The sequence below is a fragment of the Pseudoxanthomonas sp. 22568 genome (genome assembly GCF_052044485.1).
GTDB classification, from domain to species: domain Bacteria; phylum Pseudomonadota; class Gammaproteobacteria; order Xanthomonadales; family Xanthomonadaceae; genus Pseudoxanthomonas_A; species Pseudoxanthomonas_A beigongshangi.
The window spans coordinates 130,431-153,782 of the sequence record NZ_JBQENC010000011.1 but is presented as its reverse complement, the minus strand read 5'-3'; the positions used below and the strand labels follow the sequence as shown (position 1 = coordinate 153,782).

Below are 23,352 nucleotides of genomic sequence, written 5' to 3'. Positions count from 1 at the left end.
AAGTGGTCGCACGCGAGACCACCACCCGCACGGTGGTGCTCAGCGGCAAAGTCGGCCGTTCGCTCAACCGCTCGGCGCGCAAGGCCGGCCTGACCGCCGCCAACGTCAACTCGCTGACCGACGACATCTTCAAGTACGACATCGACTTCAACTCCGACCTCGGTCCGGAGGATCGCTTCAGCGTGGTGGTCGAGCAGACCTGGCGCGAGGGTGAGCTGATCAGCACCGGGCCGGTGCAGGCGGCGACGTTCACCGTGGACGGCAAGCTGCATTCGGGTTTCCGTTTCTCCCGTCCCGGCGGCAAGCCGGAATACTTCACCGCCGCGGGCCGTCCGCTGAAGAAGAACTTCATCCGCATGCCGATTCCGTATGCGCGCCTGAGTTCCAAGTTCGGTGCGCGCCGCCATCCGGTGCTGGGCACGATGCGCATGCACAAGGGCGTGGACTATGCCGCGGTGACCGGCACGCCGATCATGGCCGCCGGTGATGCGCGCGTGCAGTTCGCCGGCTGGCAGAACGGTTATGGCCGGGTGGTGATCCTGGATCATGGCCGTGGCCACACCACGCTGTACGGCCACATGTCACGGCTGGGCAAGATCAAGGTCGGCCAACGGGTCGCGCAGGGCACGGTGATCGGCTATGTCGGTTCCACCGGCTTGGCTACCGGTCCGCACCTGCACTACGAATTCCGTATCAATGGCGTGCACCGCAATCCGCTGTCGGTGACGATGCCGCCGCCGGAACCGCTGGCCGGCGCGCAACTGGCTTCTTTCCGCACCTACACCGCCAATGCGCTCGCGCGCATCCGCACGGTGGAGAACATCATCTACGCCGACGTTTCCCCGGCCGAGCCGGCCAAGGAAACCCAGGTCGCCGACGCCAAGAAGCCGGCCGGCAAGTCAAAGAAGGGCTGAGCCGCGGCACCGGAACTTCCGCGAAGGCGGGAGTCCCATGGCGTAGTCTTCGGCGTACCGGCGCGTGCGCGCATAGTCACGGAAACCCGCAATGTCCCCTGCCGACGAGGCGTCCCCGGCGCTGTTCCTGGGCCTGATCTCCGGTACCAGCGCCGATGGCATCGACGCCGCCCTGGTGCGCTTCGATCAGCCTGCCTCCGCGCTGCGCTGTGAACTGCTGCTGGGCCGCACCTATCGCTGGGACGATGCCACGCGCGCCGCGTTGATCGCCCTCGGCCAGGGGGACGATGCGCCTTCGCTGGACGAGGTGGGCCGGTTGGATGCGTTGACCGGCATCCATTTTGCCGACGCGGCCCTGCGCCTGCTCGGCGAAGCGGGCGTTTCTGCCCGCGATGTGCGCGCAATCGGTTCGCACGGCCAGACCATCCGCCATCGTCCGCACGCCGATCCGCCCTTCACCTGGCAGATCGGCGACGGCAACGTGATCGCCGAACGCAGCGGTATCGACACGGTGGCCGACTTCCGCCGCCGCGACGTGGCCGCCGGCGGCCATGGCGCACCGTTGATGCCGGCCTTCCATGCCGCCCTGCTGGGTTCCGCGGATGAGGAGCGCGCGGTGTTGAACCTCGGCGGCATCGGCAACTTCACCCTGCTGCCGCGCAGCGGCGATGGGGTCGCCGTGCGCGGTTTCGACACCGGCCCGGCCAACGCACTGATGGACGCCTGGTGCGAACGCCATACCGGCGCGGCGTTCGACGCGGGTGGCGCGTTCGCGGCGGGTGGCCAGGCCAATGAAGCGCTGCTGGCGCGATTGCTCGAGGAGCCCTGGTTCGCCCTGGCGCCGCCCAAGAGCACCGGGCGCGAACAGTTCCACCTGGCCTGGCTGGAGGCGCGATTGGGCGATCATCCGGCATCGCCCGCCGACGTGCAGGCCACCCTGCTGGAACTGACCGCGGCCACCGTCGCCGATGCCCTGCGCGCCAACCAGCCCGGCACGCGACGGGTGCTGGTCTGCGGCGGCGGCGTGCACAACGCGCGCCTGATGGCGCGGCTGGCGGCCTGGATGCCGGAGGTGAGCGTCGAATCCACCGCCGCTCACGGGCTGGATCCGGATTTCGTGGAGGCGATGGGTTTCGCCTGGTTGGCCCGGGAAACCCTCGCCGGGCGGCCCGGCAATCTGCCCGCCGTCACCGGCGCCAGGGGACCGCGGGTGCTGGGGACGGTGTTTCCGGCCTGAACCGGCTCAGAAACCCTTGCCGGCCGGGACGTCCTTCAGGGCGTTGATCGCCGCGGTCAGCGCGTCCACTTCACCATCGTCGAAACCGCTGCGGACTTCCGCCTCGCAGTGGAACAGACCCTGCTCGATCAGGTTGAACAGGGTGTCGTGCATGTTCCAGCCACGGGCCTGGGCAATCCGACGGATCCGCTCGCTCAGCAGCGGATCGATGTCCTTCAGCACGATGTCGGTCATCTCGGTCCCCCTTGCCTGTCCCGCGCGTCCCCGATCAGCCCTGCGGCTGATCAGGATGACGTGCCGCCACCTTCATTCTCACGGATATGCTTCCACAACCAGGCCAGCAGCAGCAGCGTCGGGATGACCGTGAGCGCGCTCATCAGGAAAAAGGCGCTGTAGGACGTGGCCTCGACGACGTAGCCGGACACGCCGCCGATGAACTTGCCCGGCAGGTTCGCCAGCGAGACCAGCAACGCGTACTGGGTGGCGGTGAAATTGCGGTTGGTCAGCGATGACATGAACGCCACCAGCACGGTGCCGGCGAAGCCCTGCGAGAGGTTGTCGGCGGTGATGGCGGCGTAGAACGCCCAGATTTCGGAGGGGTGCTGGGCCATCAGCAGGAAGGCGATGTTGGAACAGGCCACCGCGATGGCCGCGATCGCCAGCATCCGGCGGAAGCCGAAAGCGGCCACACACACGCCGCCGAGGAAGGCGCCGGCGATGCCGGTCCATACCCCGTACAACTTGGAGACCGTGGCGATGTCGGACTTGCTGTAGCCGGAGTCCAGGTAGAACGGCCCGGCCATCACCCCGATCACCTGGTCGGGAAACTTGAACAGGCCCACGAACAGCAGCAGCACCACGCCCAGCATCAGGCCATTGGTCTGGAAGAAGCTGACGAAGGGCTGCCAGAACGCGCCGATGAAATCGATGCGCCGGCTCACGGCCGCTTCGGGCGCGTCGGGTTCGCGACTGAACAGCGTGGCCAGGATCGGTAGCAGCATCAGCGCGGTCATCGCCAGGTAGGCGTTCTTCCAGCCGCTGAATTCGGCGATGTAGAGCGCGCCGGCGCCGGCCAGGATCAGGCCAACCCGGTAGCCCAGCGTGTAGGTGGCGGCGAGCGCGGCCTGCGCCTCGGCCGGCGCGATCTCGATGCGGTAGGCGTCGACGACCGAATCCTGGGTCGCGCCGGCAAGCGACGCGAACAGCACCCATCCCACCAGCGCGCCGACGCCGAGTTCGGGGCGGGTGAACGCCAATGCGAACAATCCCGCCGCCACACCCAACTGCGCCACCAGCAGCCACGAACGCCGGCGCCCGAGAAACGCGGTCAACGGAAAGGTGTAGCGATCCACCAGCGGCGCCCATACGAACTTGAGCAGGTAGAAAAAGCTGGCGAGGCTGATCAGGCCGATGCTGCCCAGATCCAGTCCCACGTCGCGCAGGCGGGTGCTGAGCGTCGCCGACGCGATCAGCAGGAACGGCAGGCCGCTGCCGAAGCCGAGCAGCAGCATGGTGAAGGCGGCCGGCGTGGCGAATGCGCGCCGGATGCCGGACCAGCCCTTGTAGGACACCGGCGCCTTGGCCGCCGCGGGCACGCTCATCCGGCGTAGTCCACCGTGAACGGCGCGTGGTCGGAGAACCAGCTGTCGCGATAGATCGCGCAGCGCTGCAGGCGGTCACGCAGCGACGGAGTGACGAACTGATAGTCGATGCGCCATCCGACGTTGTTGGCGCGCGCGCCGCCGCGATTGCTCCACCAGGTGTAGTCCTGGCCTTCCGGGTGCAGGCTGCGATAGGCATCGACCCAGCCGCCCTCGTCCACGCACATGCCGTTGAGCCAATCACGTTCGGCGGGCAGGCAACCGGAGTTCTTCTGGTTGCTGGTCCAGTTCTTGATGTCCAGGCGGGTGCGCACGATGTTCCAGTCGCCGCACAGCACGTAGTCGCGCCCGCTGCGGCGCCATTCGTCCAGGATTGGCGCCAGCCAGTCCATCACCCTGAACTTGAAGCCCTGCCGCAGTTCGCCGGAAGAACCGGACGGAATGTAGAAGGACACCACGCTGAGGTTTCCGTAGCGCGCTTCCAGGTAGCGGCCTTCCTCGTCGAACTCGTCCCAGCCCAGCGCGGTGCGCACTTCGTCGGGTTCGCGCCGGCTGTAGATCGCCACGCCGCTGTAGCCCTTCTTGGTGGTGGCGTCGCGGAACCAGGCCTTGTAGCCCTCCGGCAGGAAGGCCGGGCCGCTGAGCTGGTGCTCCTGCGCCTTGGTTTCCTGCACGCAAAGCACGTCGGCGTCCTGCTGGCCGAACCACTCGAAGAAACCCTTGTTGGCGGCCGAACGCAGGCCGTTGGCGTTGAAACTGATGATGCGCATGTGAAAAACGGTCCGCGGAACGGGAAAGGGGTCGCAAGAGCGTACCGCATGCGTGGAGGCCGGTGGCACGGAACCGCTATGCTTCCACCCCTCGCCCGCCGAATGCACCGCCATGTCCGATCACCGCGCCCGCTTCCTCCAGCTCGCCCTGCACGCGCAGGCCCTGCGCTTCGGCGAGTTCACCCTCAAGTCCGGCCGGCTCAGTCCCTACTTCTTCAACGCCGGCCGCTTCGACAGCGGCGCCCGCCTGGCCGAGCTGGCGGCCTGCTACGCCGACGCGGTGGACGCCGCCGGCCTGCAGTTCGATCTGCTGTTCGGCCCCGCCTACAAGGGCATTCCGCTGGCGACCGCGGTGGGCTGCGAGTATGCGCATCGCGGCCGCGACGTGCCGCTGGCCTTCAACCGCAAGGAAGCCAAGGACCACGGTGAAGGCGGCCTGCTGATCGGCGCGCCGCTGGATGGCCGCAACGTGCTCATCGTGGACGACGTCATCACCGCTGGAACCGCCATCCGCGAGGCGCTCGGCCTGATCCGCGCCGGCGGCGGCCGCCCGGCCGGGATCGTGGTGGCGCTGGATCGGCAGGAGGTGCTGACCGAACCCGGCGACGGACAGGGCAGCGCGCGGCTGTCGGCCGCCCAGGCGGTCGCCGCCGAAACCGGCGTGCCGGTGGTGGCCGTGGCCAACCTGCACGATCTGCTTGATTTCGCCGGGGAAAGCGCGGAACTTGTCCATCACCGCGAAGACCTGCTCGCCTACCGGGCGCGCTATGGCAGCGGTTCGTCGGACTGACGGCAGCAGGGGGCTGCACATGCGGAGTTCCATTTTCTGGCTGGCATTGCCGGTGGGCCTGGTCTCGATGGCGCTGGCCAGCGCGCAGGACAAGCCGGCCACCAAGAAACTCTATTGCTGGAACGAGAACGGCCAGCGCGTGTGCAGCGATGCCCTGCCGGCCGAGGCGGTGACGCGCGCGCGCGAGGAAATCAACGCCGCGAGCGGCCTGCGCACCGCCGAAGTGGACCGGGCGCTGACCGAGGAGGAGCGCGCGCAGGCGGAGGCGGCGAAGATCCAGGCGCAACTGGACGAAGCGGCGCAGGAAACCCGCCGCCGTACCGAGCAGGCGATGCTGTTGTCCTATCGCAGCGAGGAAGAGCTGCGCCGGGTGTTCAACGAGCGCATCGCCATCGTCGACAACAACATCAAGACCGCGCGCTACAACGTGGTCAGCCTGCGCGAAGGCCTGGTCAGCCTGCTGCAGGTTGCCGGCGACCGGGAACTGGCCGGACAGACGGTAGCGGCCGAGACCACCGCCAACATCCGCAGCCGGCATGCGGATCTGATGCGCCAGCGCCAGCTGCAGGCCAGTTTCGAACGCCAGCGCGCGGAGCTGGACGTGGAAATCGCCGAGATCATGCAGCGCTACCGCGAAATGAAGGGACCCAATCCGGCGTCGGCGACGCCAGCGACCGGGTCTTCGCCGGCCGCCGCACCGCCCGGCGCCTGAGGGCGCCGCCGCGCTCCGGCGCGGCCTGCCGTTGTCGCGCGGAACCCCGTGATCGGGACTAGAAGGTCGCCGTCAGATCCGGTGCCACCAGCGCCAGGTGGGCACGGAACACGTCCTTGATGCGCGCGAGCGCCGCCTCGTTGTCAGCTTCGAAACGCAACACCAGGATGGGCGTGGTGTTGGAGGCGCGCAGCAGGCCCCAGCCGTCGTCCCAGTCCGCCCGCAGGCCGTCGATGGTCGCCACGCGGGCACCGTCGAAGCGCGCCGTCTCGACGAAACGCTCGACCACCGCATGCGGTGTTTCCGCTTCCACCGGCACCTTGATCTCCGGGGTGGCGATGCCGTCCGGCAGCGCCGACAGGACTTCCGACGGCGTGTCCTCGCGCAGCGCCAGGATTTCCAGCAGGCGCGCGGCCGAGTACAGGCCGTCATCGAAGCCGTACCAGCGTTCCTGGAAGAAGAAGTGGCCGCTCATCTCGCCCGCCAGTTCGGCGCCGGTTTCGCGCATCTTGGCCTTGATCAGCGAATGCCCGGTCTTCCACATCAGCGGCGTGCCGCCGTTGCGCAGGATCCAGGGCTGCAGCTTTCCGGTGCATTTGACGTCGTAGATGATCATCGCGCCGGGATTGCGTTCCAGCACGTCGGCGGCGAACAGCATCAGCAACCGGTCGGGGAAGATCACGGCGCCTTCCCTGGTCACCACGCCGAGGCGATCACCGTCGCCGTCGAAGGCCAGGCCCAGGTCGGCGTCGAAACGCTTCACCATCTGGATCAGGTCTTCCAGGTTGTGGGGTTCGCTCGGATCGGGGTGGTGGTTGGGGAACGTGCCATCCACTTCGCAGTACAGCGGAATGACATCCGCGCCGATGGATTCCAGCAGGCGCGGCGCGATGTCGCCGGCCACGCCGTTACCGGCGTCCAGCACCACCTTCAGCGGACGCTCCAGTTGCACGTCGTCGGCGATCCGCTGGATGTAGTCGGCGGCGATGTCGCGTTCCTGCAAGTCGCCCGGGGTGGCGGCTTCGTGCAGCCGGCCATCGCGGATGCGCTCGTACAGATCGGTGATGGTGGTGCCGGAAAGGGTTTCACCACCCACCACGATCTTGAATCCGTTGTAGTCCGGCGGATTGTGGCTGCCGGTCACCGCCACGCAGCTGCCTGCACGCAACTGGTAGGCGCCGAAATAGGCCACCGGCGTGGGCACCATGCCGATGTCGATGACGTTGCGCCCGGCGCGGCGCAGGCCGGCAATCAGCCCGCCCACCAATTCCGGCCCGGACAGGCGGCCGTCGCGCCCGACCACGATGTCGGTCAGGTCCTGCTCCTGCATCACGCTGCCGATGGCCTGGCCGATGCACTCGGCGACCTCCACGTTGAGGGTTTTGCCGACGATGCCGCGGATGTCGTACGCGCGGAAGATGCCGGGATCGACGTCCACCGGAATTCGTTCTCTGCTCATGCTGCCTGTCTGTGGGGGGGAATTCGTCGGCCTGGCGACCGGCGGCAGCGGATCGCGCTCCAATGCCTGGCCCAGCGTGGGCTCGTCGGCATCGGCCACGACCGCCTCGCCGCGGCGCAGGGCGGGAATCTTCAGGCCGCCACGGGCCGCCAGCCAGGCCAGTACCGCCAACGCGGCCGCCAGCACGGCGCCAATCGAACTGCCCAGGGGGCCCAGCCCGAACGGGCCGGATTCACTGTCCGGTTGCGCCGCGGCCACGCGCAGGCCGGTCTTGCCCACGGCATGCGCCATCACTTCGGCCTCGTCGGCCAGATTCGCGCTGCCGCGCTGGACGACGTTGAAGTTGCCCTGGCGCAGCGCCAGGTAGGTGCCCGGCGGCATCGCCACGGCTTCGAAGCCGGCGGTCAGCCGGGACAGCGGCAGGCGTGCGTAGACCACGCCCTGCGCCGTATCGACGGCCAGCCCGAGTGCCGCCTTGCCCTGATCCCGAACCACCCGCGCGACCACCGCCTGCCCTTGTTGCGCCGCTTCCAGCAAGGCCAGCCGGCTGTAACCGAATGCGACCGGATCGGCGTAGGCCTGGGCCAGATCGCGCGGCAGGATCTCCACGTGCTCGGCCTCCGCCCAACCCTGCCGGATGGCCTGCGCGGTCGCGGCAGGATCGCTGCCGGCCAGCGCGGCCTTCACCGCGTCGTCGGCCATGCGCCGGGTCAATTGCGCGATCTGGTCCCGGTAAGCGGATTCCAGCGCGGCCACGCCAGCATCGCGGGCCTGTTCCAGTGCTTCGCCCCGATCGGCGTCGCGCCACTGGCGCACGCCGCTCCAGCCCAGCCATCCGGCCAGCAGGAGGCCGAGCACGGCCAACCCGGGCAGTGCCCGCGAAAGGTCGCCCAGCGGCAACCGACGTCCAGCTTCGCTCGATCTGCTCATTCGCGCCCGTCCCCTCTCAGCGCAATCCGGTATGGCCGAAACCGCCTGCTCCCCGGGCGCTGTCGGCGAATGCGTCCACCACCTGGAAGCTTACGCGCACGATGGGCAGCACCACCAACTGGGCGATGCGGTCGCCGGGCTGGATGGTGAAGGCCTCGTGGCCGCGGTTCCAGACACTGATCAGCAGCGGCCCCTGGTAATCGGCGTCGATCAAGCCGGTGCCGTTGCCCAGCACGATGCCATGCCGGTGGCCCAGCCCGGAGCGCGGCAACACCACCGCGCACAGCTGCGGATCGGCCAGGTGCACGGACAGGCCGCTGGGCACCAGCGCGGCGTCGCCGGGCTGCAGGGTGAGGGTGGCGTCGAGCGCCGCGCGCAGGTCGACGCCGGCGCTGGCCTCGGTCGCATACGCAGGCAACGGCCATTCGTCGCCGAACCGGGGGTCCAGCAGTTTCAGTTCCACGGATTGCGTGCCAGCCGGGCTCATGCGTTCAGTCGCTCCACGATCAGATCCATCAGGGCATCGGCCAGCCGGGTCTTCGGCGCCGAACCGAAATCGCGCTCGCCATCCTTCCAGTAGGCGACCAGCGCGTTCTGATCGCTTTCGAAACCGCCTTCGGCGATGCCGACCCGGTTGGCGACGATCATGTCCAGGCGCTTGGCCTGCAGCTTGCCGCGCGCGTAGTGCTCGACGTTCTCGGTCTCGGCGGCGAACCCGACCACCAGCTTCAGCGCCTGGGTCTGGGCCGCGACCTCGGCCAGGATGTCGGGCGTGCGCACCAGATCCAGGCTGAGGGTTTCGCCGGTCTTCTTGATCTTGTTCGGCACCGCCACCCGCGGGGTGTAGTCGGCGACCGCCGCCGCGCCGATGTAGATGTCGGCCGGCAACGCGCCGAACACGGCCTGGCGCATCTGCGCGGCCGAACGCACGTCGATGCGGGTGACCCCGGCCGGGGTCGGCAGATGGACCGGACCGGCCACCAGCACCACCTCGGCGCCGCGCCGCGCCGCGCTGGCCGCCACCGCGAAACCCATCTTGCCGCTACTGCGATTTCCCAGGTAACGGACCGGATCCAGATCCTCGTAGGTCGGGCCGGCGCTGACGACGACGCGCACGCCGGCCAGGTCCCGCACGGCCGGCGCGTGGCCGGCGGCCAGCGCGGCGACGATGTCCTCCGGCTCGCTCAACCGGCCGGGGCCGGATTCGCCTTCGGCCAGCGGGCCGTCTTCCGGCCCGATGATCTGCACGCCGCGCGCGCGCAGCACCGCCAGATTGGCCACCGTGGCCGGGTGCTGCCACATCCGGTGGTTCATGGCGGGCGCGACCGTGATCGGCGCGGTGGTCGCCAGGCACAGGGTGGTGACCAAGTCGTTGGCGAATCCGTGGGTCAGCCGCGCCAGCAGGTCGGCGGTGGCCGGGGCGATCAGGATGCGATCGGCCCAGCGCGCGAGTTCGATATGGCCCATGGCCGCTTCGGCGGCGCTGTCCCACAGGCTGGTCCGGACCGGACGGCCGGACAGGGCCTGGAAGCTCAGCGCAGTGACGAACTGCTGGGCGCCTTCGGTCATGGCGACCTGCACATCGGCGCCGGCGTCGCGCAGCCGTCGCACCAGTTCCAGCGACTTGTACGCGGCGATGCCGCCGCCCACACACACCAGCAGGCGCTGGCCCTGCAGCGGCCGTGGCTCGAGACTTCCGGTCACGTCGGGTTTCCTACAGACGAACAGGGGATTAGCTTACCCGATGGTCCCCTCCCGCCTGATGGCGGCGTGGCGGCGGACCGGGCATCTTGACCATATGCACATCCGAGACTGGCCCATCCACGAACGGCCCCGTGAAAAGCTCTTCACCCGCGGCCCCGCCGCGCTCTCCGACGCCGAACTGCTGGCGCTGTTCCTCGGTTCCGGCCTGCGCGGGCGCGACGCGGTCGCCACCGCCCGCGACCTGCTCTCGAACCACGGGCCACTGCGACGGCTGCTCGACCGTCCGCCCAGGGAACTGGTCGCCCTGCCGGGGCTGGGGCCGGCCCGCGCCAGCCGGATGGCCGGCGCGCTGGAAATCGGTCGCCGCCACCTGGCCGCGGATCTGGAGCGCGGCGAGCAGCTGACCGACCCGACCATCGCCGGCCGCTACTTCAGCCAGCGCCTGCGCGCGCACGATCACGAGGTGTTCGCGGCGCTGTTCCTGGATGTGCGCCACCGCGCGCTAGCGTTCGAGGAGCTGTTCCGCGGCACCCTCGATAGCGCCGAGGTGCATCCGCGCGAGGTGGTCCGGCGGGCCTTGGCGCACAATGCCGCGGCCGTGATCGTCGGCCACAACCATCCGTCCGGGAACAGCGCGCCCTCCGAGGCCGACCGCCTGATCACCCTGCGGCTGCGGGACGCGCTGTCGCTGATGGACATCCGCCTGCTTGACCATTTCGTGGTCGGGGACGGTCCGCCGACCTCGCTGGCGGAGCGCGGCTGGCTGTGACCGGCCCCGGCGGGATCGCGTCCTCCGCGCCGCGCCGTTCAGGCCCCGCCGGACGCTCCTGCCGGTTCCGCGTAAAATGCCCGGTCCCGCAACATCCGCAGACCCTCCGTGAAAGCCTCCCTACGCGCCTTGATCGCCCAGGGCATCGATGCCCTGCGCCAGGCCGGCACCCTGCCGGCCGACACCGCCACGCCGGATTTCGTGGTCGAGCGACCCAAGACCCGCGAACACGGGGACTTTGCCACCAACGCCGCGATGCTGCTGGCCAAGGCCGCGCGCAGCAATCCGCGCGCCATCGCCGCCGCGCTGGTGGCCGCCCTGCCGGCCAGCGACGACGTGGCGAAAGTGGAGATTGCCGGCCCCGGCTTCATCAACTTCCACCTGACCACCGCCGCCTACCAGCGCGAGGTCGCCACCGCCCTGCAGCAGGGTCCCGCCTACGGCCGCAACCAGAGTGGCGCCGGCCGCGTGGTGGGCGTGGAATACGTCTCGGCCAACCCGACTGGTCCGCTGCATGTCGGCCACGGCCGCGCCGGCGCCATCGGCGACTGCATCGCCCGGGTGCTGGCCGCCAACGGCTGGAACACCCGCCGCGAGTTCTACTACAACGACGCCGGCGTGCAGATCGACAACCTGGCCAAGTCCACCCAGGCGCGCGCGAAGGGCCTGACCCCGGACAGCGAAGGCTGGCCGGAGGATGGTTATCGCGGCGACTACATCGGTGATGTCGCGCAGGCCTATCTGGCGGGCGACAGCGTCGAGTTCGAAGACCACGTGGTGATCGGCAGCAAGGATCCCGACAACCTGGAGGCCATCCGCCAGTTCGCCGTGGCCTACCTGCGCCGCGAGCAGAACCTGGACCTGGCCGCGTTCGGCGTGTCGTTCGATGTGTACTTCCTGGAAAGCTCGCTGTACGCCGACCGCAAGGTCGAGGAGACCGTCGACAAGCTGGTCGCCTCCGGCCATACCTACGAGGAAGGCGGCGCCCTGTGGCTGAAGTCCACCGACTTCGGCGACGACAAGGACCGGGTGATGCGCAAATCCGATGGCACCTACACCTACTTCGTGCCGGACGTGGCCTACCACCTGAGCAAGTGGCAGCGTGGCTACAGCCGCGCGATCACCGAGCTGGGCGCCGACCACCATGGTTCGCTGGCGCGCGTGCGCGCCGGCCTGCAGGCACTGAATGAGGGCATTCCCGCCGGCTATCCCGAGTACGTGCTGCACCAGATGGTCACGGTGATGCGCGGCGGCGAGGAAGTGAAGCTGGGCAAACGCGCAGGCGGTTATGTCACCCTGCGCGATCTGATCGAGGAAACCAGCGCCGACGCCGTGCGCTGGTTCCTGATCGCCCGCAAGCCCGACTCCCAGCTCACCTTCGACATCGATCTGGCGCGCCAGCAGAGCAACGACAATCCGGTGTTCTACGTGCAGTACGCGCATGCCCGCGTGTGCAGCCTGCATCGCCAGGCGGCCGAAAAGGGCTACGCCTACGACCAGGCCAACGGCATGGCGCAACTGGCCCGGCTGGACGACGAACTGTCGCTCGCGCTGATGGTGGAACTGTCGCGCTATCCGGAAGTGGTGGAAAACGCCGGCGAGACGCTGGAGCCGCATGCCATCGCGCAATACCTGCGCGAGTTGGCCTATGCTTTCCACACGTGGTACGGCGGCACGCCGGTGCTGGTCGAGGACGCCGATGCGCGCGACGCGCGCCTGGCGCTGGCCTCGGCCGTGCGGCAGGCGCTGGCCAACGGCATGGATCTGTTGGGCGTGAGCGCGCCCGAAAAAATGTAACCGGAGATTTTTTGAATGGCGGCACGTCGCGGCAAGAGTCAGGCCACCCGTAATTCCAGCCACGCCACCCCGGCCTGGGTGTGGCTGCTGCTCGGCCTGCTCATCGGTCTGGCGATCTACTTCATCGCGCCCGGCCTGATGAAGAAGGATGGCGACGGCTTCTTCCGGCCGCAGCCGAATCCCGACGCGCAGCCGGCACCGGTGGCTTCGGCCGATGTCGAGGCAGTGGTGCCCGAATCGGCGGGCAACTCGGGCGGCGCCGCGTCCGGCGCGGCGCAGGCGGCGAATGGCGATGCCAACGCGCAGGCGCCAGCCAAGGAACCGCAGTACGACTTCTACACCCTGCTGCCGGGCAAGGAAGTGCAGATGTCCGACGCCGAGCTGGCCGCCAGCGCGCGCGAGGAAGCCGCGCGCAAGGCACGCGAGGAAAAGGCCGCGGCTGCCGCAGCGGCGGCAACGCCCGCCACCACCACTCCCGCCACCGGCACCACGCCGGCGACGCTGCCGCGCCCGATCGACGAGGCACCGGCGACCGCCGCCGCCACGACCTCCAGTCCGGCCACCGCGCCGACGAGCAAGCCCGCGCAACCGCGCACGGTCGCCGACGCGGACACCAGCGCGCGCTACATCCTGCAGGCCGGCGCATTCGGCGCGTCCGGCGACGCCGAGGCCACCAAGGCCAAGATCGCCCTGCTGGGCCTGAGCGCACGGGTCGAATCCGCGCAGATCGGCGGCAAGACCGTCTACCGCGTGCGCATGGGACCCTACGGCACCGCCAGCGAACTGGCCGAGGCCAAGCAGAAGCTGGCCAGCGGCGGCCTGCCCGCGATGGCCATCAAGGCCCAGTGATCGCGCCGGACTCCCGCGAGCGCCGAGGAGTCCGCATGCCGCATCCCGTTTCGATATCCGCCCGCCACGCGCAGCCCGCGTGGCGGGCTTTTGTTTGTATCCCACCCACACGCTGAATCCCCAGGCGTGCGGCTGATTTTCAAGGAGCCCCCATGACCCGAACCGCCCTCATCACCGGAGCAACCTCCGGTTTTGGCGCCGCCGCCGTGCGCCGTTTCGTCGCCGACGGCTGGCGCGTGATCGCCACCGGTCGTCGCGCGGATCGGCTGCAGGCGCTGGTGGACGAACTCGGCGGCGACCACGTGCACGCGGCGGCCTTCGACATCCGTGACGAAGCCGCCATGGATGCCGCGCTGGCGGCATTGCCGGAAGCCTTTCGCGGGATTGATCTGCTGATCAACAACGCCGGTCTCGCGCTGGGTACCGCGCCGGCGCAAGCGGCCAGCCTGGAAGACTGGCGGACCATGATCGCCACCAACATCGGCAGCCTGGTCACCCTCACCCATCGCCTGCTGCCGGCGCTGATCGAGCGCAAGGGCGCGATCATCAACATCAGTTCGATCGCCGGCACCTACCCCTATCCGGGCGGCAATGCCTACGGCGGGACCAAGGCGTTCGTCACCCAGTTCTCGCTGGGCCTGCGCTCGGATCTGCACGGCACCGGCGTGCGGGTGACTTCGATCGAGCCGGGCATGGCCGAAACCGAATTCACCCTGGTGCGCACGCATGGCGATCAGGGCGCGTCGGACAAGCTGTATGCGGGCGCGGCGCCGATGACCGCCGAGGACATCGCCGAAACACTGTTCTGGGTCGCCACGCTGCCGCCGCATCTGAACATCAATCGCCTGGAGCTGATGCCGGTGACGCAGTCGTTCGCCGGGTTCCAGGTGCATCGGGGGTGATGGGGGTGTGACCCCGACCGCTTCGCCCCCATCCGCCCTTCGGGCACCTTCCCCCGCGAGCGGGGGAAGGGCAGGTTCGTGGCTTACGCCAGCGGTTCGTCCGACAGGTAGGTGTAGCCGGTCAGGCCGGCTTCCAGCGCGTCGGACAGGGCCGCCGCTTCTTCCTGCGGCAATCCGGCTTCGGCGACACGGGTACGGTACGCGGTGCGCAGGTCATCCAGCTTGTAACCCACGTAGTCCAGCATCACGTCGGTGGTGTCGCCGCGGCGCTGCTGGGTGAGCAGGTAGCCGGTGCCGGTGTCGGCGCTGACTTCCACCGCGTCGGTGTCGCCGAACAGGTTGTGGATGTCGCCGAGGATTTCCTGGTACGCGCCGACCAGGAAGATGCCCAGCCGGTAGCTTTCGCCGGACCTCAGCGAATGCAGCGGCAGCGAGGTGTCCAGCCCTTCGTTCTCGACATAGGTTTCCACCATGCCGTCCGAGTCGCAGGTCATGTCGGCGATCACGCCGCGGCGATCCGGCGCTTCGTCCAGGCGCTCGATCGGCAGGATCGGGAAGACCTGGTCGATCGCCCACACATCGGGAATCGATTCGAACACGCTGAAGTTGACGAAATACTTGTCCACCAGCCGTTCGTTCAGTTCATCCAGCAGATCCCGGTGGCTGCGCTCGTCGCTGCTCAGGCGCCCGCGCACCGCGTGGGCGATGGCGTAGAACAGATCGTCGATGCGCGCGCGATGGACCAGATCCAGCTGGCCCAATGCATAGAGGGACAGGCCCTCGCTGTGATGATGCTGTGCTTCGTGGAACAGCTCGACGGCCGGCCGCTCGTCCAGTTCGGCGTGGATCTCGCGCAGATGGCGGATCACCGCCGGCTCGTCATCGTGGGCGGGCGGCACGCGGCCTTCCGGCGCCTGCTCCACTTCGGCCACGTTGACCACCAGCACCGCGTGGTGCGCGGTCATCGCGCGGCCGCACTCGGTGACGATGCGCGGCGGGGTCAGCCCGTGCTGCTCGCAGGCGTCGGCCAGCGGCTGCACGATGTTGCTGGCGTACTGGTTCAGGCCGTAATTGATCGAGCAGTAGCTGCGCGAACGGGTGCCTTCGTAGTCGATGCCCAGGCCGCCGCCGACGTCGACGTGGGTGATGCTCGCGCCCAGCTTGGACAGCTCGACGAAGTAGCGGGTCGCCTCGCGCATGCCGTTGGCGATGTCGCGGACATTGGAGATCTGCGAGCCCATGTGGAAATGCAGCAGGCCCAGGCAGTCCTGCAGGCCGGCGTCGCGCAGGTACTTCCACAGATCCAGCACCTGGCGCGGGGACAGGCCGAACTTGGCCTTGTCGCCACCGCTGTTCTGCCATTTGCCCGCGCCCAGCGTGGCCAGGCGCATGCGCACGCCCAGACCCGGCTTGACGCCCAGCTTGCGCGCCTCCTCGATGACCAGCGGCAGCTCGGAGGGCTTTTCCACCACGATGAAGGTCTGCAGGCCCAGCTTGCGGCCGATCAGGGCCAGCCGGATGTACTCGCGGTCCTTGTAGCCGTTGCAGACGATGAGGCCGCCGGGGCGCGACAGCGCCAGCACCGCCATCAGCTCGGGCTTGCTGCCGGCTTCCAGGCCGAAGCCCTCGCCGGCGTGCGAGGCCAGAGTGCCGGCCACGCCGCGATGCTGGTTGACCTTGATCGGGTATACGGCGGTGTAGCCGCCACGGTAATCCCAGTCGGCCTGCGCCTGGGCGAAAGCGGCCTGCAGCTTGCCCAGGCGGTCACCCAGGATGTCCGGGAAGCGCACCAGCAGCGGCAGCTTGGCGCCGTTGGCTCGCGCGGCATCCACCACTTCCGGCAACGGGATGACCGGTCCGCCGTCACCCTTGGGCGAGACCATCATGCGGCCGGCGGCATCCACGTCGAAATACCCTTCCGCCCAGTGCGGGATGGAATAGGTCTTGCGGGCTTGGTCGGTGGACCAGGACATCGGCGTTTCCAGCTGAATACGAACGGACGCGCATTCTACAGGCAGTGGTCATGGGGGTTCGTTACAATGCGCGCCCTCGCCGTCCCCGCCTCACCCGGGCGGCCACGGCCGTCGCGCCCACCGATAACGGCCGGATCCTTCCCCACCCAGGACAGACCATGACCACGAACGACAACTGGTACATCGAACACTTCCAGCCCACCGGCTCGGCCATCGGCTACCGCATCACCGGCAAGCTGGACGAGGTGCAGTCGCCGTTCCAGAAGATCGAGATCTACGACACCACCGACTGGGGCAAGTTGATGATCATCGACGGCGCGGTGATGCTGACCACGCGCGACAACTTCTTCTACCACGAGATGATCAGCCACCCGGCGCTGTTCACCCACGCCGCGCCCAAGCGCGTGGTGATCATCGGCGGCGGCGACTGCGGCACCCTGCGCGAGGTGCTCAAGCACCCGGGCGTGGAAAGCGCCACCCAGTGCGACATCGACGAGCAGGTCACCCGCATGTCGGAGAAGTACTTCCCTGAGCTGTGCGAATCCAACGGCGATGCGCGCGCCGAGCTGCTGTTCGACGATGGCGTGGCCTACATGGCCAACTGCCCGGCCGGCAGCGTGGACATCGTGATCGTCGACTCCACCGACCCGGTCGGCCCGGCCGAGGGCCTGTTCAACAAGGCCTTCTACGAAAGCTGCTTCCGCGCGCTGAAGGACGACGGCATCCTGGTGCAGCAGTCCGAATCCCCGCTGGCGCTGCTGGACCTGATCAAGGAAATGCGCGGCGAGATGGGCAAGGCCGGCTTCACCACCTTCAAGACCCTGCCGTTCCCGCAGCCGTGCTATCCGACCGGCTGGTGGAGCGTGACCATGGCGCGCAAGGCCGGCGGTTTCGACTTCCGCCAGCAGGACGCCGCGGGCAAGGGCTTCGACACCCTGTACTACAGCGCGCACCTGCACACCGGCGCGCTGGTCGCTCCGCCGTTCGTGGCCAAGGCGCTGGGCGAGTGATTCCCGCATCCCGATGAAAGAAAAAGGCCCCGCTCATGCGGGGCTTTTTCTTTGGTGATTCCTGGCCAAACCGGACCAGATCCAAGAGGATTTGGTTATGGAGCGATGCCCTGTCCATGAGGGTACCCGGCACGACCGACTGGTCGAAGGCCGTCACCAAGCCATTGATTGGATTGGCGAATCCATCTCGAAGACAAGACGCCAACGCTTGAGCATACGGGGGCCTGCGCGCGCTTCCGCCCGGACTTGACGCTGTCCGCCCTGTCGGCGGATTGGGCGGCGGAATCCGGGTTTCGCCGCCGCAGGAGCCTTTTCGTCGGGTTGGGGCTTGACGGATGCGGGTCGTTCGTACTGTACTAGTAAACACAGTACAGATAGGACACCTTCATGGCCCGACCCCAAGCTCTGATGATTCAGATCGCCACCGGTGATCCGCGCCCGATCGGCAAGCAGATCGTCGATGCCGTGCGGATGAAGATCGCCACCAGCGAGCTGAAGCCCGGCGACCAGTTGCCCAGTGTGCGCGGCCTGGCCCAGCAACTGACCATCAACCCGAACACGGTCGCCAAGGCCTACGCCGAACTGACCACCGAGGGCTGGCTGGAATCGCGCCAGGGCATGGGCCTGTACGTGGCCGAGCCACGCCAGCGCCTGAGCGACGCCGAACGCGAGCGCCGCCTGGACGACGCCGTCGGCCGCTTCATCAACGACGTGATCCCGCTGGGTTTCCCGCCTGACGAGGTGCAGGCGCGGGTCGCCCATGAGTTTCGGCAGCTTGTTCCGCGCAAACGCGCCTGACCCCGACGACTGAACCCTACTTTCCGCGAGACCCAGATGGACGCCTCCTCCGACTACGTCATCGAAACCCGCGCGCTGAGCAAGCGCTACGGCCGCAAACTCGCGCTCGACCAACTGGACCTGGCCGTGCCGCGCGGACGCATCCACGCCATCGTCGGCGCCAACGGCGCGGGCAAGTCCACCCTGTTCCGCATCCTGCTCGGCTTCATGCCGCCGACCGCGGGCGAAGCGCGCATCCTCGGCCGCGACAGCCAGCGACTGACCCCGGACGACCGCAGTCGCATCGGTTTCGTCAACGAGGAACACACCCTGCCCGGCTGGATGCGCGTGGCCGAGGTCAGCACGATGCAACGCAACCTGTATCCGCGCTGGAACCAGTCCGCCTTCGATGGCGTGATCGGACACTACAACGTGCTACCCGAGCAGAAGATCAGCCAGTTGTCGCGCGGCGAGCGCGCGGGTTTCAACCTGGCGCTGGCGCTGGCCCAGGGGCCGGAACTGCTGGTGCTCGACGAACCCACGCTGGGCCTGGACGTCGTCGCCAAGCGTGCGTTCCTCGAATCGCTGATGTACAGCAACGCCACCGACGAATGCACGGTGATCTACTGCTCGCACCAGATGGAGGAGATCGAGCGCGTCGCCGACAACCTGATCATCCTCGAGCACGGCCAGCTGAAGAACATGTCGGCGCCGGAGGAGTTCTGCGCGCGGGTCACCCACTGGATCGCCGACGTACCGTTCAAGGGTCCCGAGCCGCGCAGCGTGCCGGGCCTGCTGGAAGTGCAACGACTCGACGGCCTGCATCACTACCTGGTGCTGGACCAGGACGATGGCTTCGAACAATTCCTGCGCAACAGCGGTGCGCGCAATGTGCAGTCGATGCCGGTCAGCCTGGACCGTGCCGTCAACGCCTTCCTTGCCAAGAACCACGCCGCGCCGGCTGCGGCCTGAGCGCGCGAACGAGGACACCAACATGATCGATCTGTTCAAGTGCGAGTTGCTGCGCTTCCGCTGGTGGGCGCTGGCTGCCGGCATCATCAACCTCGCCGTACTGGGTTTCCTGAGCCGCATGGTCGACCTGGCGCAGCAGCCGCTGGTGGTCTACCAGGTCTTCGCCGCGGTGTACGCCGTGGCCGGCGCGGCGCTGGGCCTGTACCAGATGGGTGCGTATCGCAAGCCGAACCAATGGTTGAACCTGCTGCATCGCCCGTTGCACCCCCTGCGTATCGCGGGCGCATTGACCGGCATGTGCGCGCTGCTCTTGCTGGTCGCGGTGGCCCTGCCGATCGCGCTGGTCGCGATGTACCAGGAAACGATGACCGCGCGCGTGGTCGACCTGCGCCACTGGATGCTGCCGATCGCCGCATGGCTGATCGCGGTGACGGGCTACCTGGCCGGCGCCTACGCGATGGTTGGCAACCGTCGCTATTCGTTTGCCGCCTTCCTGCTGCCGAACCTGTACATGTATGCGCAGGCCTCCGGCGTCGCCATGCTCGCCGTGCAATGCGCCGCCATCGCCTTCCTCGCCGTACTGCTGGCGATCGCGTTCAAGCCGGATCCGGCCGTGCAGTCGCGCAATCCCGCGGCGGTGCTGGCGGTCGCGTTGCCGGTGCAGGTGGGCGCGTATTTCCTGATGTGGATGCTGGGCTTCGGCATCGAATTGTTCTGGACGGTAAGCGGCACCCATCCGCTCAGTTCGCTGGAACCGCCGAAGGGCGGACATGTCGAAGCCGACCGCGCCGAAGGCAAGGACATGCTGTTGCTAGGCATCGAAAACAGCCGCGATCCCGAGGCCGCGCTGTGGCGCGAGCAAGTCGCCCTGTCCGACGTGTACACGCAGTATCCGATGCGCAACCTGCCGGTCCGCAACAGCCTGACCAACCTGTCGCCGCTGGAACTGGGCGATGGCGAGAACAACTTGTGGATGGTGTTCAGCCATGACCGCGCGCGTTTCGTCACCCGCGGCCTGCGCGACCAGCGCGCGCGCGGCGAACTCGGCGTGGGTGCGGCGCAGGCCGAGTTCCCGGCGCCGACCATGCCGATCGGTCCTGTCTACCTGTTCAACGCGCACGCGGCCTACCAATACGACAGCGAACAAAAGCTGATGTTCGAGCGCATCCGCCTGCCGCAGGGCGAGGTGATGACCGTCCCGCCGGAACCGGCAGGCGACAATATCGTGGTGCTGAGCAGCCGCGCCGCCTATTTCTATCCCGGCCGCGAGGCGATGAGTGGACTCGACCTGCTGCAGCCGCTGATGCGCGTGCCGATGCCGGGCCATGTCGGCAACCTCAGCCGGATGGATGTGATCGAACTGCTGGATGGCTACCTGGTGTCGTTCACCTACACCTGGGGCGTGTGGAGCGGCGATCTGCAGCACCCGTACCAGATGGTGTTGCGGGTGGACGGCAAGGGCCATGCGCGTGAAGTCGCGCGCCGGGCGATCCGCAACGACCTGCCGGCGGCTTACACCGACCGCAATACCTGGCTGTCGCCGGTGCTGCGCGCGATCTGCCTGGGCGCACAGGGCCTGTTCGCCGCGGACGACCCGCTGACGGCAAAGCCGCAGCCGGTGTCGCAACGCATCCTGGTGCTGGCCGCGGTGTGCTGCCTGCTGGCGCTTCTGGGCGCGATCTGGCTGAGCGCGCGCCAGCAGCATTCGCCGCGCGGTCGCTGGGCATGGGTGCTGCTGTGCGGCGTGGTCGGCCTGCCAGCGCTGGCCAGCCTGTGGCTGATGTACCGGCGCCGCGAAACCTTGCGGGTGGCTGCGCCGAGTGCGCTGCCGGTCGCTGCCTGAGCGGAACGGAGATCATCGAAATGACGGTTCCGAAACTCCTGGCAGCGCTGGCCTGCACCCTGTCGTTGTGGGCGGCGATGCCTAGCCATGCCGACGATGCCGGCGGCTTGCGCGCGGCGATTGGCGTCGAGCGCGCACGCGCACCGGCGCCGCACTATCCGCGTGCTGCGTTCGAGCCATCGCGTGTGCTGCAATCGGTGCGGCTGTCGCCCGATGGTCGCCATGTCGCCTACCTGCGCCAGCAGGGCGAACAGCGCAGCGTGTGGCTTCTGCCGACGGCCGGCGGCGCCGCGCGCCAACTGCTGGCGCGCACCGAAGCGGATGAACTGCTGTGGTCGCGCGATGGTCGCTGGCTGTTCGTCAAGGCGCGGCGCTCGTTGCAAAGCCTCTCGATCGAAGGTGGCAGCGGTGTGCGTATCGCGCTCGACAATCCGCGTGCCGTGATCCGGGTCGATCCCTCGCAACCGGCGGCCGTGGTGCTGCGCGAACGCGTGCGCACGCCCACCGGCGAGCGCTGGCCGGTGGTGCGCCGGGATGCGCACGGGCGGCGCACGCTGCTGCGCGACGACGATCGCTTCGTCCACGACGTTGCACTCGATGCGCGCGGGCAGCTGGTCGCCTTGCTGCGCTTCGACGGCGAACACGATGCGCTCTACCGCGTCGACGCCGCCGGAGGCCTGCGCGAACTGGCGCGCTGGAACGTCATCCGTGAGCAGGCCGTACTGCTGGCCGCGACGCCGCAGGGCGATCTGTTCCTCGACGGCGATACCGGCGGCAACTTCCGGCGCGTGCTGCGGGTGGATCGTGAGGGGGTGCTGCATACCGTGCATGCGGATCCGCGTGGCGAGGCCGACCTCGACCAGGTGGTGCTCGACCCGGCCACGCAACTTCCAGCGGTCGTGAGTTACCGCAGCACGGTGGCGGCCACCTACGGACTGGGCGCGGCGCAGGCGCAGGTCGCGGCAATCGGCAAGCGTTTCCCCGGCCGCGATATCGGAATCGGCATCGGCGATGGTCCAGATGCGTATTGGCTGGTGTCCGAGCGCGCCAGCACGCTGCGCGACGCCAGGTGGCATCTGTACGATCCACGCAGCGGACGCATCCGCCGCATCCTCGAACAGGACGCGGAGGCCGCGCAGCCGCTGCCGGAGGCCGCGTTGGCGCGCAAGCTGCCGTTCGCCTATCGCGCCTCCGACGGCATGTTGGTGCGCGGGTTCCTGTTGCTTCCGCCGGGGAAGGATCCTGCGCGCGTGCCGCTGGTAGCCTTTGTACACGGCGGCCCGATCAATCACTTCCATGCCGACGATTACGAAGGCATCGCCCAACTGCTGGCCAATCGCGGCTACGCGGTGTTCGAGTCCAACTTCCGTGGTTCCACCGGACACGGACGCGACTATGCGCTGGCGCCGCATGGCGACTACGGCAATGGGCGCGTGCAGCAGGACATCGTCGAAGGCACGCGCTGGCTGCTGGCGCATGGCGTCGGCGATCCGCGACGGGTCGGCATCACCGGCCATTCGTTCGGCGGTTATTCGACCCTGCTCGGTGTGACCTTCCAGCCCGACCTGTTCAAGGTCGGCGTTGCCGGAGCGCCGCCGGCGGACTTCGGCTGGTCGATGCGCTGGCTGCACGAGTTCGGCAACCAGGGCGCGCGCCCTGACCGTTCGCTGGCGGCATCGATGCGCCTGCTCGGGCTCGATGTCGATGACCCGGCGAGTTATGCCCACCTGCGTGCGCAGTCGCCCCTGGCCAACGCCGGCAAGTTGCGCCGTCCCCTGCTGCTGCTGGCCGGTGGCGAAGATCGCACCGTGCCGATCCGCGAAGTGATCAGCTATGCCGCCGTGCTGCGCCACCTGGGCAAGGACGTGAGCCTGTACGTCGAGGCCGATGGCGGGCATTCGCCGAGCGAACCGTTGCCGCGCGAAGCTTACGTCTACCTGATGGAAACCATGCTGCACCGCTATCTCGGCGGCGCCAGGCCGGACGCACCGAGCCCGAAGTTGCGCGATTACCTGAAGCCGTCACTGCGCGTGGCGAGCAAGGACGTCGAATTCCTGCCGAAGCGCTAGCGCAACGCGGGCGCGGCCCCCGCAAGCAGCAAGGACGCCGGATTGACCGGCGCCCTTTTCGTTTCCGTCACTGGATCGGCAATCCCGAACCGTCGCCGGCAACAACCTCTCCGGTTCCGACTGCGCGTCGACGACCCGTTTGCCGTCGCGTACGCCGATTCCGCCCTTCGTGTGGAAGGCCCCTGAAGGTTCAGGTCATCGACGCGAGCCGTCGGGTTTCCCGGCTCAATCCCGCTCGCAGCCCGTGCCAGTACAGGTCAGCGTATTGAAGTCG

At 68.3% G+C, this 23,352-nt stretch carries 20 protein-coding genes (1 of these 20 cut by a window edge); 13 read left to right on the top strand and 7 right to left on the bottom strand.

All coding sequences use genetic code 11. From position 1 onward, the window contains the following. Together ACTJI2_RS14865 and ACTJI2_RS14860 are read left to right on the top strand one after the other, a co-directional pair. Positions 1 to 914, top strand: partial view of a peptidoglycan DD-metalloendopeptidase family protein gene (locus tag ACTJI2_RS14865; protein WP_440842576.1) — the 3' portion only. The gene continues 544 nt to the left of window position 1, outside the view; 914 of the gene's 1,458 nt are visible here — the last part of the coding sequence; the start codon falls outside the window, past its left edge; its stop codon occupies positions 912 to 914. Positions 915 to 1,005: 91 nt separating this feature from the next. Beyond that, positions 1,006 to 2,151, top strand: coding sequence for an anhydro-N-acetylmuramic acid kinase (locus tag ACTJI2_RS14860; protein WP_440842575.1), 1,146 nt, complete (start codon positions 1,006 to 1,008; stop codon positions 2,149 to 2,151). Positions 2,152 to 2,157: 6 nt separating this feature from the next. Here the strand turns inward: ACTJI2_RS14860 and ACTJI2_RS14855 are convergent, their stop codons facing one another. From ACTJI2_RS14855 to ACTJI2_RS14845, 3 genes are read right to left on the bottom strand one after another with little or no spacing between them, the layout of a single operon-like run. Continuing rightward, positions 2,158 to 2,385 (bottom strand): hypothetical protein, encoded by a 228-nt coding sequence (locus ACTJI2_RS14855; protein ID WP_183639580.1) that lies wholly within the window; start codon positions 2,383 to 2,385, stop codon positions 2,158 to 2,160. A gap of 50 nt (positions 2,386 to 2,435) precedes the next feature. Continuing rightward, positions 2,436 to 3,752: an AmpG family muropeptide MFS transporter gene (locus ACTJI2_RS14850; RefSeq protein WP_183639581.1), complete on the bottom strand. Its 1,317-nt coding sequence runs from the start codon at positions 3,750 to 3,752 to the stop codon at positions 2,436 to 2,438. Then, complete coding sequence (locus tag ACTJI2_RS14845; RefSeq protein WP_141455142.1) at positions 3,749 to 4,522, bottom strand: exodeoxyribonuclease III; 774 nt, start codon at positions 4,520 to 4,522, stop codon at positions 3,749 to 3,751. Before ACTJI2_RS14845 ends, ACTJI2_RS14850 begins: the two co-directional genes overlap by 4 nt. Before the next feature lie 112 nt (positions 4,523 to 4,634). Here ACTJI2_RS14845 and pyrE point away from each other — a divergent pair, with 112 nt between their 5' ends. Further along, positions 4,635 to 5,312 carry an orotate phosphoribosyltransferase gene (gene pyrE, locus ACTJI2_RS14840; protein ID WP_440842574.1) on the top strand — a complete coding sequence of 226 codons (678 nt, stop codon included), beginning with the start codon at positions 4,635 to 4,637 and terminating at the stop codon, positions 5,310 to 5,312. 19 nt (positions 5,313 to 5,331) lie between these two features. Beyond that, positions 5,332 to 6,024 carry a hypothetical protein gene (locus ACTJI2_RS14835; RefSeq protein ID WP_440842573.1) on the top strand — a complete coding sequence of 231 codons (693 nt, stop codon included), beginning with the start codon at positions 5,332 to 5,334 and terminating at the stop codon, positions 6,022 to 6,024. 58 nt (positions 6,025 to 6,082) lie between these two features. On the opposite strand, the gene ACTJI2_RS14830 is transcribed toward ACTJI2_RS14835, so the two are convergent. Genes ACTJI2_RS14830 through coaBC form a run of 3 tightly spaced genes read right to left on the bottom strand, consistent with a single transcriptional unit; the run spans position 6,083 to position 10,117 of the window. After that, on the bottom strand, positions 6,083 to 8,413 hold the full coding sequence (locus tag ACTJI2_RS14830; RefSeq protein WP_440842572.1) for a phosphomannomutase/phosphoglucomutase: 2,331 nt from the start codon (positions 8,411 to 8,413) through the stop codon (positions 6,083 to 6,085). Positions 8,414 to 8,429: 16 nt separating this feature from the next. Further along, a complete protein-coding gene (gene dut, locus ACTJI2_RS14825; protein ID WP_141455139.1) occupies positions 8,430 to 8,900 on the bottom strand; it encodes a dUTP diphosphatase in 471 nt (156 codons plus the stop codon). After that, positions 8,897 to 10,117, bottom strand: a complete 1,221-nt coding sequence (coaBC, locus tag ACTJI2_RS14820) for a bifunctional phosphopantothenoylcysteine decarboxylase/phosphopantothenate--cysteine ligase CoaBC (RefSeq protein ID WP_440842571.1) — start codon at positions 10,115 to 10,117, stop codon at positions 8,897 to 8,899. The genes dut and coaBC overlap by 4 nt, the downstream gene beginning before the upstream one ends. 94 nt (positions 10,118 to 10,211) lie before the next feature. Between coaBC and radC the strand changes: the two genes are divergently transcribed. The 4 genes from radC (at position 10,212) to ACTJI2_RS14800 (ending at position 14,434) form a co-directional block, all read left to right on the top strand. Then, positions 10,212 to 10,886: a RadC family protein gene (gene radC / locus ACTJI2_RS14815; protein WP_183639586.1), complete on the top strand. Its 675-nt coding sequence runs from the start codon at positions 10,212 to 10,214 to the stop codon at positions 10,884 to 10,886. A gap of 108 nt (positions 10,887 to 10,994) precedes the next feature. After that, on the top strand, positions 10,995 to 12,683 hold the full coding sequence (argS, locus tag ACTJI2_RS14810) for an arginine--tRNA ligase (protein WP_440842570.1): 1,689 nt from the start codon (positions 10,995 to 10,997) through the stop codon (positions 12,681 to 12,683). Positions 12,684 to 12,698: 15 nt separating this feature from the next. Further along, positions 12,699 to 13,532, top strand: a complete 834-nt coding sequence (locus ACTJI2_RS14805) for an SPOR domain-containing protein (protein ID WP_440842569.1) — start codon at positions 12,699 to 12,701, stop codon at positions 13,530 to 13,532. Between the two features lie 152 nt (positions 13,533 to 13,684). Next, positions 13,685 to 14,434 carry an SDR family NAD(P)-dependent oxidoreductase gene (locus tag ACTJI2_RS14800; protein ID WP_318287972.1) on the top strand — a complete coding sequence of 250 codons (750 nt, stop codon included), beginning with the start codon at positions 13,685 to 13,687 and terminating at the stop codon, positions 14,432 to 14,434. Positions 14,435 to 14,517: 83 nt separating this feature from the next. Here ACTJI2_RS14800 and speA read toward each other — a convergent pair whose 3' ends face one another. After that, on the bottom strand, positions 14,518 to 16,407 hold the full coding sequence (speA, locus tag ACTJI2_RS14795; protein ID WP_440842568.1) for an arginine decarboxylase: 1,890 nt from the start codon (positions 16,405 to 16,407) through the stop codon (positions 14,518 to 14,520). A 158-nt stretch (positions 16,408 to 16,565) separates the two neighbouring features. Here speA and speE point away from each other — a divergent pair, with 158 nt between their 5' ends. From speE to ACTJI2_RS14770, 5 genes are all read left to right on the top strand, one after another. Next, a complete protein-coding gene (gene speE, locus ACTJI2_RS14790) occupies positions 16,566 to 17,417 on the top strand; it encodes a polyamine aminopropyltransferase (protein WP_440842567.1) in 852 nt (283 codons plus the stop codon). Positions 17,418 to 17,804: 387 nt separating this feature from the next. Continuing rightward, positions 17,805 to 18,215 carry a GntR family transcriptional regulator gene (locus ACTJI2_RS14785; protein WP_440842566.1) on the top strand — a complete coding sequence of 137 codons (411 nt, stop codon included), beginning with the start codon at positions 17,805 to 17,807 and terminating at the stop codon, positions 18,213 to 18,215. A 36-nt stretch (positions 18,216 to 18,251) separates the two neighbouring features. Then, on the top strand, positions 18,252 to 19,166 hold the full coding sequence (locus ACTJI2_RS14780; protein ID WP_440842565.1) for an ABC transporter ATP-binding protein: 915 nt from the start codon (positions 18,252 to 18,254) through the stop codon (positions 19,164 to 19,166). A 22-nt stretch (positions 19,167 to 19,188) separates the two neighbouring features. Continuing rightward, complete coding sequence (locus ACTJI2_RS14775; protein ID WP_440842564.1) at positions 19,189 to 21,009, top strand: hypothetical protein; 1,821 nt, start codon at positions 19,189 to 19,191, stop codon at positions 21,007 to 21,009. Positions 21,010 to 21,029: 20 nt separating this feature from the next. Then, complete coding sequence (locus ACTJI2_RS14770) at positions 21,030 to 23,078, top strand: S9 family peptidase (RefSeq protein ID WP_440842563.1); 2,049 nt, start codon at positions 21,030 to 21,032, stop codon at positions 23,076 to 23,078. Positions 23,079 to 23,352: the final 274 nt, after the last annotated feature.

What these genes read in the sequence shown, in the direction of transcription:
- ACTJI2_RS14770 (WP_440842563.1), top strand. Translation starts at nt 21,030, where the DNA reads ATGACGGTTCCGAAACTCCTGGCAGCGCTGGCCTGCACCCTGTCGTTG.
- ACTJI2_RS14835 (WP_440842573.1), top strand. Translation starts at nt 5,332, where the DNA reads ATGCGGAGTTCCATTTTCTGGCTGGCATTGCCGGTGGGCCTGGTCTCG.
- radC (WP_183639586.1), top strand. Translation starts at nt 10,212, where the DNA reads ATGCACATCCGAGACTGGCCCATCCACGAACGGCCCCGTGAAAAGCTC.
- speA (WP_440842568.1), bottom strand. Translation starts at nt 16,407, where the DNA reads ATGTCCTGGTCCACCGACCAAGCCCGCAAGACCTATTCCATCCCGCAC.
- ACTJI2_RS14775 (WP_440842564.1), top strand. Translation starts at nt 19,189, where the DNA reads ATGATCGATCTGTTCAAGTGCGAGTTGCTGCGCTTCCGCTGGTGGGCG.
- ACTJI2_RS14805 (WP_440842569.1), top strand. Translation starts at nt 12,699, where the DNA reads ATGGCGGCACGTCGCGGCAAGAGTCAGGCCACCCGTAATTCCAGCCAC.
- ACTJI2_RS14785 (WP_440842566.1), top strand. Translation starts at nt 17,805, where the DNA reads ATGGCCCGACCCCAAGCTCTGATGATTCAGATCGCCACCGGTGATCCG.
- speE (WP_440842567.1), top strand. Translation starts at nt 16,566, where the DNA reads ATGACCACGAACGACAACTGGTACATCGAACACTTCCAGCCCACCGGC.
- pyrE (WP_440842574.1), top strand. Translation starts at nt 4,635, where the DNA reads ATGTCCGATCACCGCGCCCGCTTCCTCCAGCTCGCCCTGCACGCGCAG.
- ACTJI2_RS14855 (WP_183639580.1), bottom strand. Translation starts at nt 2,385, where the DNA reads ATGACCGACATCGTGCTGAAGGACATCGATCCGCTGCTGAGCGAGCGG.
- ACTJI2_RS14860 (WP_440842575.1), top strand. Translation starts at nt 1,006, where the DNA reads ATGTCCCCTGCCGACGAGGCGTCCCCGGCGCTGTTCCTGGGCCTGATC.
- ACTJI2_RS14850 (WP_183639581.1), bottom strand. Translation starts at nt 3,752, where the DNA reads ATGAGCGTGCCCGCGGCGGCCAAGGCGCCGGTGTCCTACAAGGGCTGG.
- ACTJI2_RS14830 (WP_440842572.1), bottom strand. Translation starts at nt 8,413, where the DNA reads ATGAGCAGATCGAGCGAAGCTGGACGTCGGTTGCCGCTGGGCGACCTT.
- ACTJI2_RS14845 (WP_141455142.1), bottom strand. Translation starts at nt 4,522, where the DNA reads ATGCGCATCATCAGTTTCAACGCCAACGGCCTGCGTTCGGCCGCCAAC.
- ACTJI2_RS14780 (WP_440842565.1), top strand. Translation starts at nt 18,252, where the DNA reads ATGGACGCCTCCTCCGACTACGTCATCGAAACCCGCGCGCTGAGCAAG.
- dut (WP_141455139.1), bottom strand. Translation starts at nt 8,900, where the DNA reads ATGAGCCCGGCTGGCACGCAATCCGTGGAACTGAAACTGCTGGACCCC.
- ACTJI2_RS14800 (WP_318287972.1), top strand. Translation starts at nt 13,685, where the DNA reads ATGACCCGAACCGCCCTCATCACCGGAGCAACCTCCGGTTTTGGCGCC.